Origin of the sequence: Pseudomonas phoenicis, assembly GCF_047302395.1 — a bacterium.
GTDB lineage: Bacteria > Pseudomonadota > Gammaproteobacteria > Pseudomonadales > Pseudomonadaceae > Aquipseudomonas.
This window is the reverse complement of sequence record NZ_CP154852.1, coordinates 3,752,508-3,767,598: the sequence shown is the minus strand read 5'-3', so window position 1 is coordinate 3,767,598 and position 15,091 is coordinate 3,752,508. Positions and strand designations below refer to the sequence as shown.

The following is a 15,091-nucleotide window of genomic DNA, read 5'->3' as shown; positions in this document are numbered from 1 at the left end:
ATTACGAACCGGTGCCAGTCAGCGGACCGGTGACGAACGCTTCGCCGCGGTAGATAGCGAAGGCCAAGCGCTCCTCGGCGCGGATGGTGGCCATGTTGTTCTCGAAGTCTTTGTCGTTCTCGGTCGAGATCAGTACTTCGATTTCCATGCGGTCGAAGATCTGCGCACCGAGCTTGAAGGCACCCACGAGGAAGTCGTCTTGGGTCATGGCCTGGGTCGAGACCACCGGGCGATTCCACAGTCGTGGGGTGGTACCGTCTTGCGGTTCACCGATGATGTAGCGGCCTTCGCCGTCCTTTGTCAGTTCGATCGCAGCCCAATCGATCGGATTGAGCACGATGCCATCCGACGGGAACTCGGCCAGCTCTGCCTGAAGCAGCGCCAGACGCAAGCGGTCGATACGTTGCTCGCCAGTGACAGTGACGCCTGCGGGAGCGGCGTACATCTGGGCGACCGTCATGAGGCCCTGCAGGTTGGCACCAGTGCCGTTGCCGTACAGTAACTGGGCTTCTTCGGCCATCAGCAGACCGTAACGGGCACGTGCGTCGATGTAGCTCTGCAGCGCCTGCGCATCGTCGAGCATCTGCCGGCTGGCTTTGAAAAGGTGCGCAATGGTGCGTACGTTTGCGGTGGCCAGCGCGAAAGTCAGGTCGGAGTAAGGCTTGGCGGTGTTCTCGGCGACAGTTCGAGCATTGTTCGTGAAGCCGCTTTCACGCACATACTCAATGGAGTTGGCCTCGGTGGTGCCAGGCGCCACCAAGTCACGAATCGTCAGACGACGCTGAGGCGGGGCGATGATGCCTGGCTGGCGATCAGCAGTAGTCAGAGCGCCACCAGTAGCCGTGGTGATGGCAGCGCGCGGTACCGATACGCGACGCGAGCCACGGAAAGAGGAGTTCATGCCCTGCATTTCTTCGCTGCCAACGACCAGTGCGCCGACAGATTTTTGCGGCTCTTCGCGGTCAGCTGGTGTACGGCTAGCGTTAACCAGCTTCTGCTCAGCTTCGCCCAGGCGCGCGCTCAGCTCGCCCTGCTTGGTGAGCAACTCGTCCACCTTCGCCCGGGTTTCCTCGCTCATCGCACCGGAGGCCTTGATTTGCTTCTCGGTCGCCTCGGCCTGGTTTTTGATTTGGTCGCCGATACCCTTGAGGGCGGCGTTGATTTCCTTGACTTGGGCTTCATAGTCCACGGTCATTTACCTTTCAGAGAGTTCAAGAGGTTGGTTGCCGCGCTCAGTGAGGCGGAGAGGTCTGGCGCGACAGCGTTCGGCTTGTCGGTCGGGGTAGCGCGAGGCGTACCCCCGCCAGCAGCGCGAGGCGTGCTGGACTTGAAACTGGCGAACAGTTCGCGGCGCTCGGACCGGGGCATGCCGGCTTTGGCGAGCGCCGTATCCATGGCTTTGAGCGCATTGGCTTGGGCGGACTCTTCGGTCTCACGCTCAGTGACTTCGCCCGCAGCCAGGATGCTGGTGGCCAACCCGAGCTCTACGGCGCGCTTGCCGCGAATGAACGTCTCGTCGTCCATCAGCTCCGCCATGCTTTCAGGCGTCTGGCCGCTGGTCTCGGCGTAGAGGTCGGCCATGGCGGCGTCGAACTCTTCCATGTCGTCGGCCACGTCGCGAAGGTAGTGACGGTTGCCGGCTAGGAACGTCCAGCAGTTGTGGATCATCAGGAACGCGCTGCTGGCCACCTGACGCTCGGCGCCAGCCAGATAGATGATCGACGCCGCGCTGGCCGCCATGCCCAGCACCTTGGTGGTGACCTTCTGGCTGTGCTCGAGTAGGCGGTTGTAGATGGCGATCCCTTCGAACATGTCGCCGCCGGGCGAGTTGATGTAGACGGTCACCTCGCGATCGCCAATGGCGCGTAATGCCGCGTCGATGCGCTTGAGGGTCACGCCCTCCCCGTACCAGTCCTCGCCGATCACGCCGTATACGGTGATGGTCTCAGTGGTGTTCTCAACGGCAGCCTGAATGGCCGGATTCCATTTATCGAGCGCACGCGGGCTCATCTCGCTGCGCAAGCCGCGAGACTGAATCTTGTGTTTCATGGGTTACTCCTCGGGGTCGCTTTTGAGCCAGTTCATCAGCGCCGCGCGCGCGGCTTGGCTATCGTTCTGCTTGCCCAACTGGTCAAGCGGCACCAGGTTAGATTGCACGGTGAGGATGTCGCCGCCGGGCATGCTCGGCAGGTTCTCTTTGTGTCGACCTTCGTTTCTGGTCATGTAGCCGTTTTGCCCCATAGTGCTGAGGTAAGCGGCGCGACCAGTGCTGTCAGCGCGCAGGAAGGCTTCCAGTGAGAACTCCGAGTAATGCTTGATCCGGTCAACCGCCGTCATGCAGCGCTTATTGACGCACTGCTCAATCGGCGCCGTGTACGTCATGATGCAGTAGGTCAGGAACGCGATCTGCTGCTGCTCAAGACCGGTGCCCCAGTTGCTACCCTTGTCGGTCTTCATCATCATCCAGGGCGGTACGCCGAACCACCGGCAAATCTCCTCAATGCTGTGTCCACGGGATTCGAGCAACTGGGCATCGGCAGGATTGATGCCGATCATTTCGGGCTTCACGCCCTGCTCCAAGACCGGGCTTTTGCCTGCATTGAGCGCACCTGAGACCGTCTTGACGTACTCACGGAATTCAGCGCGCTGCGTTGGATTGAGCGTCTTGTCCACCGAGAAAGCCACGGTGGGCATCATGCCGTTTTTGAAAGTGGTGTTGGCTGCATCGTCGGCCGACATTGCCGATCCAAACACGTCGGCGCCATAGCGAATCGCCGATAATCCCATCCGGCCATCGAGCGTGAAGGCCGGGATGTGCAGCATGTCGTTCCGGGCGATCTCCCGGCGAGCGCCCTTGCGTGGCTGGAAGAAATACCGCAGCCGACCATCGTCGTCCGCCTCCGGTGTTACCCGCGACGGCATCAGGAAGTCCAGCGCGATGACCCGGCCACCGGCCCGGTGAATCTCGCAATAGGCATTGCCCCACAGCAACATCGAAGCGACGACTGCCTGCCAGAAGTGGAAGGCTGCCATGTCCTCATTCGGGCTGTTGTGCACCACGTCGTAGAGCGGGAAGTCTCGGGCCGTCTCACGCCCGCCGTCCGGGAGGCGCCGGTAGATGCTGAGTGGCAAACCTGCGACCGAAGTTGAGATGATGCGCACGCAGGCCCAGACCGCCGACAGGCGCATGGCCTTGTCGACCGTAACCCCCTTTCCGCTACTGGACTGAGCACCTGAGAAGGCACTCCAGAATCCGCCGTCCGACAACCGAATGGTCTTGCCCAGCCAGCCGCTCATGCTCGCCGAGGGCTTGGCCGCAGCGGTACCGAGCGCTTGAGAGAGGGTTTTAATCACTGCTCAGCCCTCGACGAATGAACGTTGCGATGCTGAAGAGGCTGACGGAGCCGGAGAGCAACGCCCAGCCAGTGCCCGCCAGCATCCAGACACCTACGCAAGCCAGGCCGAATCCGCACAGCGCGCAGATGATGAAGTAGTGAAATGCGTTCATGCGATCAGTGGATCCCGAATACCGGCCATAAAGTTTTCCATGCCGCCCTGCCCCTCTGGGTTGAGGGCCATCAGCGTCACGGCGTTGAAGAGCGCCATCAATGGGTCGATCTTGGCCGAGCCGCTAGCCTGCTTGGTGATGAGGATCGAGTTGCCGCGTGGCTCGACTTTGGCGTTACCGCAGCACCAGGCCATCATCGGTTGGCCACCGTGCAGTAGCGTGCCCTCGGCCAACTTGCGCTCGGCGGTCTTGATCGCTCCGCCCAAGCGCCAGCCCTGTGAAATGCCGTCGATCTTTTCGCGCGGTATACCAGCAGCCTCCAGCGCATCGAGGATCGCTCCAACGCCTGCTGGGTCCAGCCCAACTTTGTCCAGCAGACCGGCCTGCTCCACCTGAGCGACCAGCACCGCCACTGCCTCGATGTCGTCTCCAATGCGTTCGACCAGGGTCAAGTGCCCATCCTTCGCGAAGTCACGAATGCGCGGCGCCTCAGCTTTTCGCCGCTCGAGCACTGAAGGGTGAGCCCAGGCATGCGTCCAAGTCAGCCAGCGCCGTGTGCCCTGCTCGCGCCCGATAGCTGCCAAGCCAAGCAAGTCATCCAGTCCGCCGCCATCGACGCCGATATCGATCACTTCGCAGCGCTCGATCAGGTCTTCCAGCGTGCGGCACAGCTCGGAGGTCTGCGCCTCCCAGAAATCCGTGCCCGCCCAACGATCTGAGAGAAGCGCCAAACCGATTTCAACGTTGAGGTGCTTGGCCAGGAAACCGCGGAACGACTCTTCACCGTCCAGCTGCGCCTGCGCATACCCGCGCTCGATGAATGGCTCATCAACCGATAGACCCAGGTTAGGGTTGGTGATGTAGGCGTTGGAGAAGTCGCGATGCGCTCCAGCGTCGAGCATGGCCTTGGGGAACTCATACAGCACCGGCAGGAACGACCGGTCTACGATTTCACCGTCGCGCACCTTCCGTGCGTACATCAGTTTTTGCCGGAAGACGCCGGCAGGCGGTGCATCAGACTGAGTGGTTGCCCAGATGATGAAGCCTTCGGGCCGAGACGCCAGCCCGCCGGTGGCCTCGCGCAACATAGCCTCGGCGTTGGCGCGCTTGCCGAATACCCAGAGTTCGTCGACGAAGACGCCGATAGCCTTCTTGCCCGACACCGTCTCGCTATCTGCCGCGACCACCTTCAAGGTGGCGTTGGTCTGGCGGTGCGTCACCGTGCGTAGATGGTCCTGCACCTTGAGCAAGGCTTTGAGCTCGTCATCAGCGTTGACCATGTCCCGAATTGGAAGGTATGAGTTGTCCGCGATCTCCTTGGTGGGGGCCAGGATGATGAACTCACCGGACGCCCGCCAGTTGAGTATCAACGCGGTAAGCATGATCCCCGCGGCGATGGTCGACTTGCCGTTCTTCTTACTGATCAGCAGCATGAACTCGCTGACCAGACGCCGGCCTTCGTCAGGATCGTAAGCCCCGAAGATCGCGGCCACGAACTGGTTGACCCAGTCACGCACGGTTTCCGACATCAGCGGGCTGCCGGTGGCGTCGACCATGCGCAGCGCACCGAACACCTCCAAGGCTTCCTCGGCCTCGGTCGGGAACAACGGGCTGAATGGGATCAGGCTCTGGCGGGCAACGATGCGCCGCTCCCAGTCTGGGCAGGCGGTTGACCACTCCATCATTTCACCGACTGCAGCGGGCCGCGGCGGGTGCCGAATTTACCGGTGGCCGCCTTCTCGGCATTGACCTGGGCCTGGTCCTTCTTGCCGCTTTCGCCTTTACGTGGATGAACGAACGGCATCAACGCCTTGGCCGCGTCGACGCGCAGCTTCGGCTCGGTGCCCATGTCGTTCATCACCGACAGGAGGAAGTCCTTCGGATCACGGTGCAGGAGCGCCTGCGCTAGGTCGAAGCCAGCAGGCTCTTGCTCGGTCGGATCGTCCGCTTCCGGGCCCGGTTCAGGCGCTGCTTCGCCCCCGGTCGCCCCATTTGGGGCGGGTCCAGCTTTAACATCCGGTTTAACATCGCCTTTAACATCTGGTGGCATCAGACCAAGGGCGCGCAGCTTCATCAGCTCGGCCGCCACGTCCTTGTCCTTGACCAGCCGAGAGCCCGCCGCAGACGCTGTCTTCTCGGAATAGCCGGCCGCCACAGCAGCGTCCCGATTGGACGCACCTTCCCTCAGCGCAGCGATGAATGCGCGCTTGCGGGATGTTAAAGCCATTTAACAAAAATCCTATGGGGGAAAAAAATCTGTACGTGAGGTCAGGGGTGGTCTAGCTGAGCGAAAAGGCTGAACTTTTGACCCCCCCCAGGGCTACGAGTAACTTTTTTGGTCTAGAGCCTGCGACGTGTTCGGTTTTTTTTGGCCGGGGTTTTCACGTGATCGACCTTTTAAACAATGAGGTCTGCACGTGTTCGATTTTTTTCCCAAGCGTCCGCCAAGTACTCGAAAATTTTTCCTCGGGTCCACGACGTGAAAATTTTTCCCGGACAGATCAAGCACCGAGCTTGCACGGAGTTAAGAGGTTGCTCGCTCTTCGGCCTGTTTGATCGAGTCGTGGCAATGCTTGCACAGCGGTTGCCAGTTGGCCTGGCTCCAGAAAAGATCCTTGTCGCCACGATGCGGCGTGACATGGTCAACAACACTGGCAGCAGTCGTGCGACCTATCTTGGCACAGTAGGCGCACAACGGATTGTCGTACAGGAACCGCTCGCGAGCCTTCTGCCAGCGGTAGTCGTAGCCACGCTGCGAGCTGGTCATGCCGCTGCGCCAGCTGCCTGGCGTGACGGTCTTGATGAGGCTGCCGGATCCTTCACTGAGCTTCGGGCGAATGGTCTTGAGTCTGGCCATAGCAACATCAGTCTCCCTGTAGGCGGACGTACTTACCATCGCACTGGAACTCAACAACTAAGCGAGTGATCTCGCCGGGCTCTTGAATCAACTGGACACTGTTCTGGCCTGCCAGCACTTCACCACTGAAAGCATCGTGAAGGCAGACGTATGGGCCGTTACGCTTAACGACCAGCGGCCGTGAGGACAGCAGGTACTGAAGAGATGACTGGTCAGAAGTCTTCATTGATCAGCCCGCCGCATGCTGCATTCACTGGCGATGTCAGCCGCGCGCTCGCGCACCTCAAGCGTCTGGCCATCGAACGTATGGACGATGGCGCAGATGCCATGCCATTGAGAACTGGCACCGGCCTCGCTTACACGGGCGATAGCAGAGGGTGCCATGTAATGCTTGTTGCCATTGGTAGTGGTCAGCGTGATCAAGGCCGTTCCTCGCTCTGTACGCGGTTGAGTGCTTCGTCTGCCTTGTCGGCTGCCTGGGTGGCAGTGGTAGCGGCCTTAGACGCCTTGGCTGCAGCACTGCCCGTCTGGCGTGCCAGTTCATCCAGGCGCTGATCACGCTGCTTGCCGGCTTCGTCATAGGCGGCGCGGATCTCGGCGACTTGCTCGAGGTAGTTCCGAGCCAGCGCCCACTGAGCTAGCTGGTAGCCACCGAACCCACCACCAATAACCAGCAGCAGGGCGATGGCCCACACTTCGACCCGGCGCCACCAACGGCGCGCGATGAATTCCAATGCGCATCTGTCCATCACGACATACCTCCGAGCTTGGTGCGAAGGCGGGCAATCTCTTCGCTTTGCATCGTCACACGGTCAGTGAGCTGGCCCACCTGACTGGTGAGCGCCTCAATCTTGCCCTCCATGCGGCCAACCGTAGCGGCCAAGTCGTTGCGCTCTTTGGCGAACTGATCGGCTCGGGCCTCAGCCAACTTGCGAGCCTCGCGCTCTGAGTCGAGCAGCTCGTTCAAGCGGCGGACGGTGCCGATATCGGCATTGTCCATTGCCCGATCGGCAGCGTCCTTTGACAGGAATTTGCGCAGCCACAGAAAGCCGCCCAGCAGGACGGTGCCCGTACCACCCAGCCAGGTGGCTGTGCCTGGGCCGAGATCGGTCGGGTCCATCAATTGCTCCAGAAATGAAAAGCCCCGGCGAGTGCCGAGGCTTGAAATGGGTACAGATGGTCGGTGCCAATCGCTAATTTGCAGCACTTCGTCTGGACTCGATTGCCCTTAGGTGGCCTTGTGCTACCTTCATCTATTCTCGTAATCACAGCAAGGGACTGAGTGATGGGACGCTTCGTAATCAATTTCCGTTTCGAACACGACGAAGGCTATGCCTTGCGGCATGAATCGTTCATTAAGAAGGTGAACGCGATAGCCACATTCAAAGTGAAAGAAACGCCATCTTCTTATGCAATCGAGGCGCTCGGTACAGCGGAGAGCATCCGGGACATTCTCTACTTCGAAACTGAGTTCATGGATTACAAAGATCAGATGATCGTGACTGATCTTAAAAATCGAGCGAAAGCGACTAAGGGTGAAATCAAACACCCAGCCACCTCGGAAAGATTCTTGGGCTTCTGAAAAGTTCTGTGTCGACATTCGACTTCTGCCAACCTGCGTTCGCTTTCACGCAGGTTGGCTTCGTGTGCACTCACTGAAACGACAAAGCCCAGGCGTGTGCCGAAGCTTAAATGGAGTGGAAATGCCTGCCCTGGCCTAACTCACGAGTTACCTATTAGCTGAATCCAGCCTTTCGATAAACTCACGGATATTATTCTGCACTGCACGATTGATGGACTCCTTGGCGCGTACATAACCGGCAAACGCGTATCCCGGAGGCACTGAGCCTTTCGTTGTAATCGTCTCTTCCAAGAGCGTCGCACCACTCTTCCTGCTAACGAGCAAATAGCTGGCGGTGGCGTCGGTAACCATGGTGATACCGCCCGCCGGTGGATCTAGCTGTTTGATCTTGACGAAGAGATTCACTTTGTTCGCTGAGTCGTCATCAAAAACCGAGCGTTTGTTAACCGCTTCGACTAGTGCCCTCTCCCAAAGCAACGGAATGCCTTCACCATTGGAAGGAACCTCACCTGTTTGCTCAGAGGGGGCTGCGAAGGATACGGACACGCTTCGCAAATCGGCGTCCATAGAGTGCCTTGAGGGCTCAATGTTCTGTAACGAAAAATTGAGAGGCGGGGCGGAAACACAGCCTGTTAGCAGAGACATCAAAATCATTGCGGGTAAAGCTCGAAAGCACATCAGCGTCTTCCTTGGCTTGATGGCGTTTCAGTATCGCAAAATCGACTTTGGCTGCATACAAAGAATCCCGGCGTTCGGCCGGGGCTCCCTGTGTCGCGCTGTTTCAAGCTGGACACGCTGCTATGAAAACAGGGGTTTATCCGCGCGGAAAGCTTTTTCTATGCAGCCTCTCGCAGCTGTTCCAGCGCGCAATCAATCCATGCCACACCGGTGTTAATCAGCTCCCGCGCCTTCGCTTCGCCAATCCCGTGCTCCCGGGCGATGCGCAACGCAGGCCACTTGGCGCCGTAATACAGCCAGATGAAGCCACCCATCTGTGCGTTGCGTCGGGTCAGGCGACCCACTGCGCCGTCTACGGCCAGGGCCAAGTCATCGGTGATGACGTACTGATTGGGGCCGCCCACAGAGGGAATGTTGTCGCGCATCAGCGCGTAGAGCGGGCAGACGTACTGCGGAACGCCCATTCCATCCATGCGCCACCACCCCCATTGCTCAAGCATGTACGCGGTGTCGCCCATGGCCTTGTCGGTATAGGTTCGTTTCTTCATTCGCTCTCAATCCCCGGTGTAGTTCGTGCCGCCGGCGCCGCGACGGTTATTGGTCTGGTACTGCGCCTCTGGCCCAGGGGCCGGGGCGTTCTTCATTTGCTCGATCTTCCGCAACGCGGCCTGCAACTTCATGTTGAGCTGGGTCACCAACTCGGCCAGGTCCAAGGTTTCGCCGGTACCGGCCGCTACCCAGCCCGAGGCGTTGCAACTGTTGCAGGGCAGATCGTGAAACACACCCGTGACGACCGCTCGACCGCGACACGCTGGGCATCGGGCCAACTCGATCACTGCCTTCTTGAAGGCCGGGCCGTGGCTTTTCCTCATGCCGGCACATCGAACAGGAAACAATTCTCCTGCATATCTAGCTCGGGCAGTGGAACCCCATCACCGCGCAGTGGCATCAGCTCTGACTCCCCATAGGCAACTTTCTGCCTGGCGGCCGGATGGGCCACGTACCAGCCAGCTGTCGGAGCCTTCATCTGGCCCTTCTTCCCGACCAGCATCTGACCTTTCTGAATGCGCTCCACCAACTCAACCTGGCTGCCCTGGCGGATCTCGGTATCGAACACAAGCGTCAGTGCGAGGTCGCCCGCTTTGAAGTTCTGGCTCATTTTGAATCCTCACCAATTACAAATTCAGTAAGACCCTCGCAGGCCACGCAATCCGCTGTCTGCACCGGATTCTGCGAAATCTCGGATAAGGTCTCTGTAAGGCCGTGAATCGCTGCGAACCCGATACCGTCTAACCAGCCGTGCCACTTCTCCAAGGCTGCGCGGCGCTGTTCCATGGCCTGGGTGTGGATGTATGTGCTGGCGATCTTGCCGAGCGTGTGGTTCAGCAGCATCTCGCCGATGTGCCCGTCGATGCCCAGGTCGGTCCAGGTGGTGCGCGACACCTTGCGCAGGTCGTGGCTGGTCCAGGCGCCCTGCCCCAGCCGCGTGAACACCATGCTCGCCTGGCTCTCGCTCAGGCACAGGCCACGGCGGTTCGGGAACAGGTAGACGCCCTGGTAGCCCTCGGCCCGCTGGCCGGCCCGGTACCGGATCAGCAGCGCGCGGATCTGCTCGGTCAGTGGCAGGCGGTGCTCGGTACGGGTCTTGGTGTTGGCCGCCGGGATGAACCACTCGGCAGCTGCCAGCGAGATATCGTCCCACCGCGCCATGCGGGTTTCGCCAATGCGCGTGCCATGGGCCAGCATCATCAGCGCCAGCATGGCGTCACCCGGGTCGCTCTCGAAGGCCTGGGCCAGCTGCTGCATCAGGTCGGCCAGTTGCACACCGCGCAGTCGCGCCGCCTTGGGCAGGATGCGGGCCTTGGTGAAGTCGCTGAAGCGCATGCCGGCCATGGGATTGGTGTCGATCAGCTGCATTTTCAGCGCTTGCCGCATGGCGGTCAGCAGCAGCGCGAACATCTGGCGCAGGTACGACACCGACACCCTGGCCTGACACGGCCACATCAGGTGCTTGTCCAGCGCGTCGGCCGTGACGTCGGCCAGCGACAGGTCGTGCAGGCACGGCAGCAGGTGCTGGGCGATGGCCGAGCGGGCGCCGGCCTTGCGCTTGGCCGACAGCGAGCGATCCAGGGCCATGCGCTTGCCATACCACTCGAGTAGTTCGCCCACGGTAGCCATGCCGGCCGCGATCGGCGCCGTGGCTGGGTCGCGCATCAGGCGCTGGCGGATGGCAGGCAGCTCGGCCAGCACCGCCGACGCGCCCAGGTCCGGCCAGCGGGCGACCGGCACCCAGCGTTTTCCGCGCACCAGGTGCCACGTGGCGCGGGTGCGGTCGGTCCAGAAGCGCAGATATAGGCCGGGGTGGCGCGGGTCGCGCAGATCACGCACGGATCGGTCGGCGGACTGCCGGCGCACCTCGGCGTCGGTGAATTTTACTTCGCGAGTGGCGGTCATGCGGCCACCGTGGCTGGCTGCAGCAGGTAAGCGTGAATTGCCTCCATGGCATCGATCCGCCCCCGGCAGACAATCGCCAGGTAGCCCTGCGCAGCCAGCGCCTGAAGCCAGGCATCCTGGCTGGGCGACACCGCAGCGTCATAGGGCGGCATGGCCTTGAACTCGATGTACAAGCCGAAGTACCCGCCGCGCGCCATCGGCAGCACCAGGTCGGGAACGCCGGCCTTCACGCCCTGGCCCTTAAGCTTGGCGGCGACCAGCTTCACCCGGTGGCCACCGTTGGGCACGTGGTAGATCAGCTTGAACGCGGCTGGGAAGCGCAGCTGCAGCTCGGTCATCAGCGCGGCCTGCTCCTGGCCCTCGCGGTCGACGGGCTTGGCGCGAGACTGGCGCGGCTTGAACGGGCGGATGGCCAGGGTCGTCATGGGCGCAGCGCCCCTTCGCTGATCAGTTGCGCCTGGGTTCGCATCACGCCCTCGGCGTGGTATAGGCGCGCAGTGGCACGGTCGAGCACCTTGCCGCGCCCGTCGCACGCATCGTGGCAGGAGCTGCACGCCCAAGCGCCCTGCAGGTCGTTTGGCTTGCTGCCCACGCCACAGGTACCGGCCATGCGGTAGTGCGCCAGCACAGTGGTTTCAGGATCGCCGTTGCACACGCCGGGGATGCGCACTTGGCACTCTCGACCGCGAGCAGCTTTGGTCAGTTTCGTCTGCCTCACGCACTCACCTCACACGCCGGCCAGATCAGCTGAGCCTCACGCAGCGCCCCGGCGTGATCCAAGGCCTGTTCCAACAGCACCATCGAGAAACTGCGGGTGCCTACGGTTATGGTCCAAGTGCGCTTCATGGGCGGAATCTCCAGCGAAGACCTGCAGCCTCGATCCCATCGCGACATTCGCGGGGGGCGTCGCCGATCTCGTTCGGCACCTCAACCACAACGGCGGCGCGAGAGGCTTGCCAAGCCCACCAAGCTGATCGCACCGTGACGACATTTTGCGAAATCATATAAATCGCTGAGCTACGGAATCCTTCGCCAAGCAGGCGAACTTGCTCAGCAACGAAAGCTGCCTCGAACTCTTCGCGCATCTTGTTGGTGTCCATCAGTGCATCCCCCTCAGCTGGGCAACGGCGGCGCGCGCCTGGCGCTTACGCAGGTAGGTGTCGACGCGCTTGCGCTGCTGTTCCTTCATGCGCTGGCGCTCTTTACGGATATTCGAGGCGGCCAAGATCGAGCGGACCTCGCCCAGCTTCTCGCGGACATGGACGCTGACGTGTGTTCGCTTTTCACCGGTGAGCAGCCCGGCGATCGCCTGGCCGTCTTCGGTGATGGGTGCAATACACAGATCGGCCAGGTACTTGGCGCCACGGTCCTGGCTGATCAGTTGCGCACGAACCGCAGTCTCAATTGCGGTGACGCGGCGGGCCGAGTCGAAACCGAGTGATACCTCCCACACTGCCGGCCTGTCCTCGGCGCGGGCAAAGCTAACCAGTCGCTCGTAGGCGCTCATGAACGCCATCCGGGCGCCGATCTTGTCGTTCGCTTCGAGAATCGGCGTGGAGGCGATCATGGCCTGGCGGATCTCGGTGGTGAGCACAACGGTTTCATGCTCGTCGCTGGCGGCCAGCGCGATCGACCAGGCTTCGTCCTTGCCTGGTCGGCCATCGGCAGCGTGGATGTGCTTCAGGACCATGCCCAAGGACAAGCGCCCGGCTGGCTCTCGGCGGCAGGCCCGTAGTGCCCCGACGATTACCTCAGGCTCGTGGGCGGACAGGTCTTCGGCAATCAGCCTGGCCCCGGCGGCGCTGATGGCTTGACCCATGGCTTCTGCGGTAGCGCAAACAGCGCCAGCCAGTTCGGCAATCTGGTTACAGGAAAGCATTGCGCTTGCCCTCTTGGTTACGTATGGAGTCTGCGGCGTCGTGAGCGGCGTTGATGTTTGCCTGGGTTTGCTCTTGCTGGCGCGCCGTAGTCGCATTCATCTGGCGATTGGTCACCCACTGGGTACGGTAAGACTCGCACTTGGCCAGCAGGTCACCGAGGTTGTGGCAGCCGTTGATGATCCTGGCGTCGTTGATCTTCAGGAAGTAGGCCGCGACTTGGTGGGCTTCATCGGCGCCGAGGCGGTCGACCAACTGCCCGAGCAGGCCGCCAGCCTTGGCGTTCCAGACTGGCCAGGTTTTGTATCGGTTGCGGTAGGCCACGGCATAGTTCGCCCATGCCTTGAACGTTTTGCACTCGGGGTCTCTCGGACCGGGCATGTCCTCGGGAATTTCACACCGCGGCGCACCTGCCGGAACCAGCGCCAGCCCCGTGGGTTGCGACGGCGCAGCCGGGGTATCCTGCAAGCTGTGATTGGTATCCTGATTGGTATCGTGATTACTGGTATCTTGATTTGTCGGAGATTTTTCCGACCCTGGATCGGATTTTTCTCCGACCATGCTCGGATTTTTTTCCGAGGTAGATCGGATTTTTTTCCGACCCTCCTTGCCCGCCTTCAAGGTCGGATATTTTTCCGACCCATCCTCTTTCTTGTTCCATGCCGCTGCCTTGTCGGTGAGGCGGAACAGGGTCACATTCGACGTACTCGAGAGCTCGATCAGACCAACGTCCTGTAGTGCTTTCAGCATGCGATAGGCCGTGTCCGGCTTGTCGGTCAGCAGCGGCAGCTCTTCAATGATCTTGGCCTTGCTGAGCACGAAAAAGACGCCGTTGTCGGTCGTTGTCGCCTTGGCCCAGCTCGGGCACCCGTAGACGAATGCGAACAGCAGCGCCTGCTGGGAGTTGAGCCCCCACTCCAAGGCCTTGACCTGGTTGATGGTCAGGGTGAATTGCATGTCAGGTGCGCTCCAAGGGACGCTGGGCCTTCGTATCGGTGACGGCCTGAGCGCCCCCAATGTTCTTTTCGGCCAGGTAGGTAAGGCCTTTTGTGGTCACCAGCACGCTGAAAGTAGCGCGATCGCCACCCGATTCGAGGTCTGGCCTGAGCGATGTGACCTTGTGCCTGAGCAAGCCGGCAGTGATACGTGGCTGAAAGGCGATCCAGCGTGTCGAACCCGCGCGGCGGTAGATCCACCGGTTCTGTTCCAGCCAAGCGAACAGCCTTGATGGCGCCAGCTGCAGCTGCTTCGCCGCATCTGTAATGCAGATTGCCCCGCCAGCGCCGGCCAGCCGGTTGATGGCGGCGACCTTCGGAGCCTGCTTGGCCAAGACGTCCTGAAGGCGCTGATTCTCCTCGGCCTTGTCGGCAGCCAGACGGAGAGCCTCGGCAAAGTTGGTCGGGATTTGGACTTGGGCCACCACGCGCGCCTCCAGCTCCTGCCAGCGATCGATGATCTTGGCGCGCAGTTCGGCGCTGTAGCCGGAAACCAATACCAGCGCATCACGTTGGGAGAGCAGGAATTCGGCGTAGCTCTGCCCGTTCTGAGGGTGCACATAGGGGGTCTCCTCAGATTTGAGGACACCCCTCTTGGCTAAGGAGCGGGCATCGCGCATCACATTGTCGTGGCTCTTGCCCGTGAGTTCGGCCACCTCACGGGTGGACATGAGGTGGCGCGGGCTGGCGCGAAGCACCGAACCTGCCTGGGTATTGATCGCATCGATTGCCCGGTGCATACTCGACCTCGAAATGTTGTTGAAGAAGCCGCCCTGCCAGGCGGTTTTTTTATGCCTGCGATTTAGGTACTGGATGAAACGCCAGTCGTGTTGGGCATCTTTCGGCGCAAGGCCGCTGGCCGCAAAATTCATCCCGTGGCTGTGATGCTCAGGCCACAGTTTTGGCTGGAGCGACTTGTGCAAGCAGGCACTGAGCCTTGAAGGGCTTCCCTTTCGCCTTGGCAAGCGCCGCAATCTTCTCGGCGTATTTGGTTTCACCGGTGTAGTCGGTACGAGGAAGGCAGCCGGATGACAGCCACTTGTAGATGGCTCGGCGACTTTTCCCACAGGCGAGCGCGACGGCAGCCACACCACCTGCGTCGTCGACCGCTTTCTTGAGTGCCTGCATAGGGCCTCCGTG

At 61.0% G+C, this 15,091-nt stretch carries 24 protein-coding genes; 1 reads left to right on the top strand and 23 read right to left on the bottom strand.

Annotation, left to right across the window (positions count from 1 at the left end; genetic code table 11):
* Position 1: 1 nt before the first annotated feature.
* The 10 genes from AA0Z93_RS17085 to AA0Z93_RS17040 all read right to left on the bottom strand — a co-directional run bounded on the left by AA0Z93_RS17085 (position 2) and on the right by AA0Z93_RS17040 (position 7,485).
* A complete protein-coding gene (locus AA0Z93_RS17085; RefSeq protein ID WP_413047766.1) occupies positions 2-1,195 on the bottom strand; it encodes a phage major capsid protein in 1,194 nt (397 codons plus the stop codon).
* The gene (locus AA0Z93_RS17080) at positions 1,192-2,049 is read right to left on the bottom strand and encodes a head maturation protease, ClpP-related (RefSeq protein WP_413047767.1); all 858 of its coding nucleotides are present in this window, start codon (positions 2,047-2,049) and stop codon (positions 1,192-1,194) included. The genes AA0Z93_RS17085 and AA0Z93_RS17080 overlap by 4 nt, the downstream gene beginning before the upstream one ends.
* Positions 2,050-2,052: 3 nt before the next feature.
* Complete coding sequence (locus AA0Z93_RS17075) at positions 2,053-3,354, bottom strand: phage portal protein (protein ID WP_413047768.1); 1,302 nt, start codon at positions 3,352-3,354, stop codon at positions 2,053-2,055.
* Positions 3,347-3,508: a hypothetical protein gene (locus AA0Z93_RS17070; RefSeq protein ID WP_413047769.1), complete on the bottom strand. Its 162-nt coding sequence runs from the start codon at positions 3,506-3,508 to the stop codon at positions 3,347-3,349. Before AA0Z93_RS17070 ends, AA0Z93_RS17075 begins: the two co-directional genes overlap by 8 nt.
* Entirely contained in the window at positions 3,505-5,190 is a 1,686-nt protein-coding gene (locus AA0Z93_RS17065) for a terminase large subunit (RefSeq protein ID WP_413048412.1), read from the bottom strand. Before AA0Z93_RS17065 ends, AA0Z93_RS17070 begins: the two co-directional genes overlap by 4 nt.
* Complete coding sequence (locus tag AA0Z93_RS17060; RefSeq protein ID WP_413047770.1) at positions 5,190-5,735, bottom strand: terminase small subunit; 546 nt, start codon at positions 5,733-5,735, stop codon at positions 5,190-5,192. Before AA0Z93_RS17060 ends, AA0Z93_RS17065 begins: the two co-directional genes overlap by 1 nt.
* Before the next feature lie 297 nt (positions 5,736-6,032).
* Positions 6,033-6,365, bottom strand: coding sequence for an HNH endonuclease (locus AA0Z93_RS17055; RefSeq protein ID WP_413047771.1), 333 nt, complete (start codon positions 6,363-6,365; stop codon positions 6,033-6,035).
* A gap of 222 nt (positions 6,366-6,587) precedes the next feature.
* A complete protein-coding gene (locus AA0Z93_RS17050; RefSeq protein WP_413047772.1) occupies positions 6,588-6,788 on the bottom strand; it encodes a hypothetical protein in 201 nt (66 codons plus the stop codon).
* Positions 6,785-7,114, bottom strand: a complete 330-nt coding sequence (locus AA0Z93_RS17045) for a hypothetical protein (protein ID WP_413047773.1) — start codon at positions 7,112-7,114, stop codon at positions 6,785-6,787. Before AA0Z93_RS17045 ends, AA0Z93_RS17050 begins: the two co-directional genes overlap by 4 nt.
* Entirely contained in the window at positions 7,114-7,485 is a 372-nt protein-coding gene (locus AA0Z93_RS17040) for a chemotaxis protein (protein ID WP_182387794.1), read from the bottom strand. The genes AA0Z93_RS17045 and AA0Z93_RS17040 overlap by 1 nt, the downstream gene beginning before the upstream one ends.
* 165 nt (positions 7,486-7,650) lie before the next feature.
* Between AA0Z93_RS17040 and AA0Z93_RS17035 the strand changes: the two genes are divergently transcribed.
* Positions 7,651-7,947: a hypothetical protein gene (locus AA0Z93_RS17035; protein WP_413047774.1), complete on the top strand. Its 297-nt coding sequence runs from the start codon at positions 7,651-7,653 to the stop codon at positions 7,945-7,947.
* A gap of 147 nt (positions 7,948-8,094) precedes the next feature.
* Here AA0Z93_RS17035 and AA0Z93_RS17030 read toward each other — a convergent pair whose 3' ends face one another.
* From AA0Z93_RS17030 to AA0Z93_RS16970, 13 genes are all read right to left on the bottom strand, one after another.
* On the bottom strand, positions 8,095-8,514 hold the full coding sequence (locus AA0Z93_RS17030; RefSeq protein ID WP_413047775.1) for a UDP-N-acetylglucosamine acyltransferase: 420 nt from the start codon (positions 8,512-8,514) through the stop codon (positions 8,095-8,097).
* Between the two features lie 269 nt (positions 8,515-8,783).
* Positions 8,784-9,173, bottom strand: coding sequence for an antiterminator Q family protein (locus AA0Z93_RS17025; RefSeq protein ID WP_413047776.1), 390 nt, complete (start codon positions 9,171-9,173; stop codon positions 8,784-8,786).
* Between the two features lie 6 nt (positions 9,174-9,179).
* Positions 9,180-9,497 (bottom strand): hypothetical protein, encoded by a 318-nt coding sequence (locus tag AA0Z93_RS17020; RefSeq protein WP_413047777.1) that lies wholly within the window; start codon positions 9,495-9,497, stop codon positions 9,180-9,182.
* Positions 9,494-9,784 (bottom strand): hypothetical protein, encoded by a 291-nt coding sequence (locus AA0Z93_RS17015; protein WP_413047778.1) that lies wholly within the window; start codon positions 9,782-9,784, stop codon positions 9,494-9,496. Before AA0Z93_RS17015 ends, AA0Z93_RS17020 begins: the two co-directional genes overlap by 4 nt.
* Complete coding sequence (locus AA0Z93_RS17010; RefSeq protein ID WP_413047779.1) at positions 9,781-11,079, bottom strand: tyrosine-type recombinase/integrase; 1,299 nt, start codon at positions 11,077-11,079, stop codon at positions 9,781-9,783. Before AA0Z93_RS17010 ends, AA0Z93_RS17015 begins: the two co-directional genes overlap by 4 nt.
* Complete coding sequence (locus AA0Z93_RS17005) at positions 11,076-11,504, bottom strand: VRR-NUC domain-containing protein (RefSeq protein ID WP_413047780.1); 429 nt, start codon at positions 11,502-11,504, stop codon at positions 11,076-11,078. The genes AA0Z93_RS17010 and AA0Z93_RS17005 overlap by 4 nt, the downstream gene beginning before the upstream one ends.
* On the bottom strand, positions 11,501-11,797 hold the full coding sequence (locus AA0Z93_RS17000; RefSeq protein ID WP_413047781.1) for a DUF1364 domain-containing protein: 297 nt from the start codon (positions 11,795-11,797) through the stop codon (positions 11,501-11,503). The genes AA0Z93_RS17005 and AA0Z93_RS17000 overlap by 4 nt, the downstream gene beginning before the upstream one ends.
* On the bottom strand, positions 11,794-11,925 hold the full coding sequence (locus AA0Z93_RS16995; RefSeq protein ID WP_413047782.1) for a hypothetical protein: 132 nt from the start codon (positions 11,923-11,925) through the stop codon (positions 11,794-11,796). The genes AA0Z93_RS17000 and AA0Z93_RS16995 overlap by 4 nt, the downstream gene beginning before the upstream one ends.
* Complete coding sequence (locus tag AA0Z93_RS16990; protein WP_413047783.1) at positions 11,922-12,179, bottom strand: hypothetical protein; 258 nt, start codon at positions 12,177-12,179, stop codon at positions 11,922-11,924. The genes AA0Z93_RS16995 and AA0Z93_RS16990 overlap by 4 nt, the downstream gene beginning before the upstream one ends.
* Positions 12,179-12,958 carry a hypothetical protein gene (locus AA0Z93_RS16985; RefSeq protein WP_413047784.1) on the bottom strand — a complete coding sequence of 260 codons (780 nt, stop codon included), beginning with the start codon at positions 12,956-12,958 and terminating at the stop codon, positions 12,179-12,181. The genes AA0Z93_RS16990 and AA0Z93_RS16985 overlap by 1 nt, the downstream gene beginning before the upstream one ends.
* Positions 12,945-13,913, bottom strand: a complete 969-nt coding sequence (locus AA0Z93_RS16980) for a phage replication protein (RefSeq protein ID WP_413047785.1) — start codon at positions 13,911-13,913, stop codon at positions 12,945-12,947. Before AA0Z93_RS16980 ends, AA0Z93_RS16985 begins: the two co-directional genes overlap by 14 nt.
* A gap of 1 nt (position 13,914) precedes the next feature.
* The gene (locus AA0Z93_RS16975) at positions 13,915-14,874 is read right to left on the bottom strand and encodes a phage antirepressor KilAC domain-containing protein (protein ID WP_413047786.1); all 960 of its coding nucleotides are present in this window, start codon (positions 14,872-14,874) and stop codon (positions 13,915-13,917) included.
* Entirely contained in the window at positions 14,840-15,079 is a 240-nt protein-coding gene (locus AA0Z93_RS16970) for a hypothetical protein (RefSeq protein ID WP_413047787.1), read from the bottom strand. The genes AA0Z93_RS16975 and AA0Z93_RS16970 overlap by 35 nt, the downstream gene beginning before the upstream one ends.
* Between the last annotated feature and the right edge of the window lie 12 nt (positions 15,080-15,091).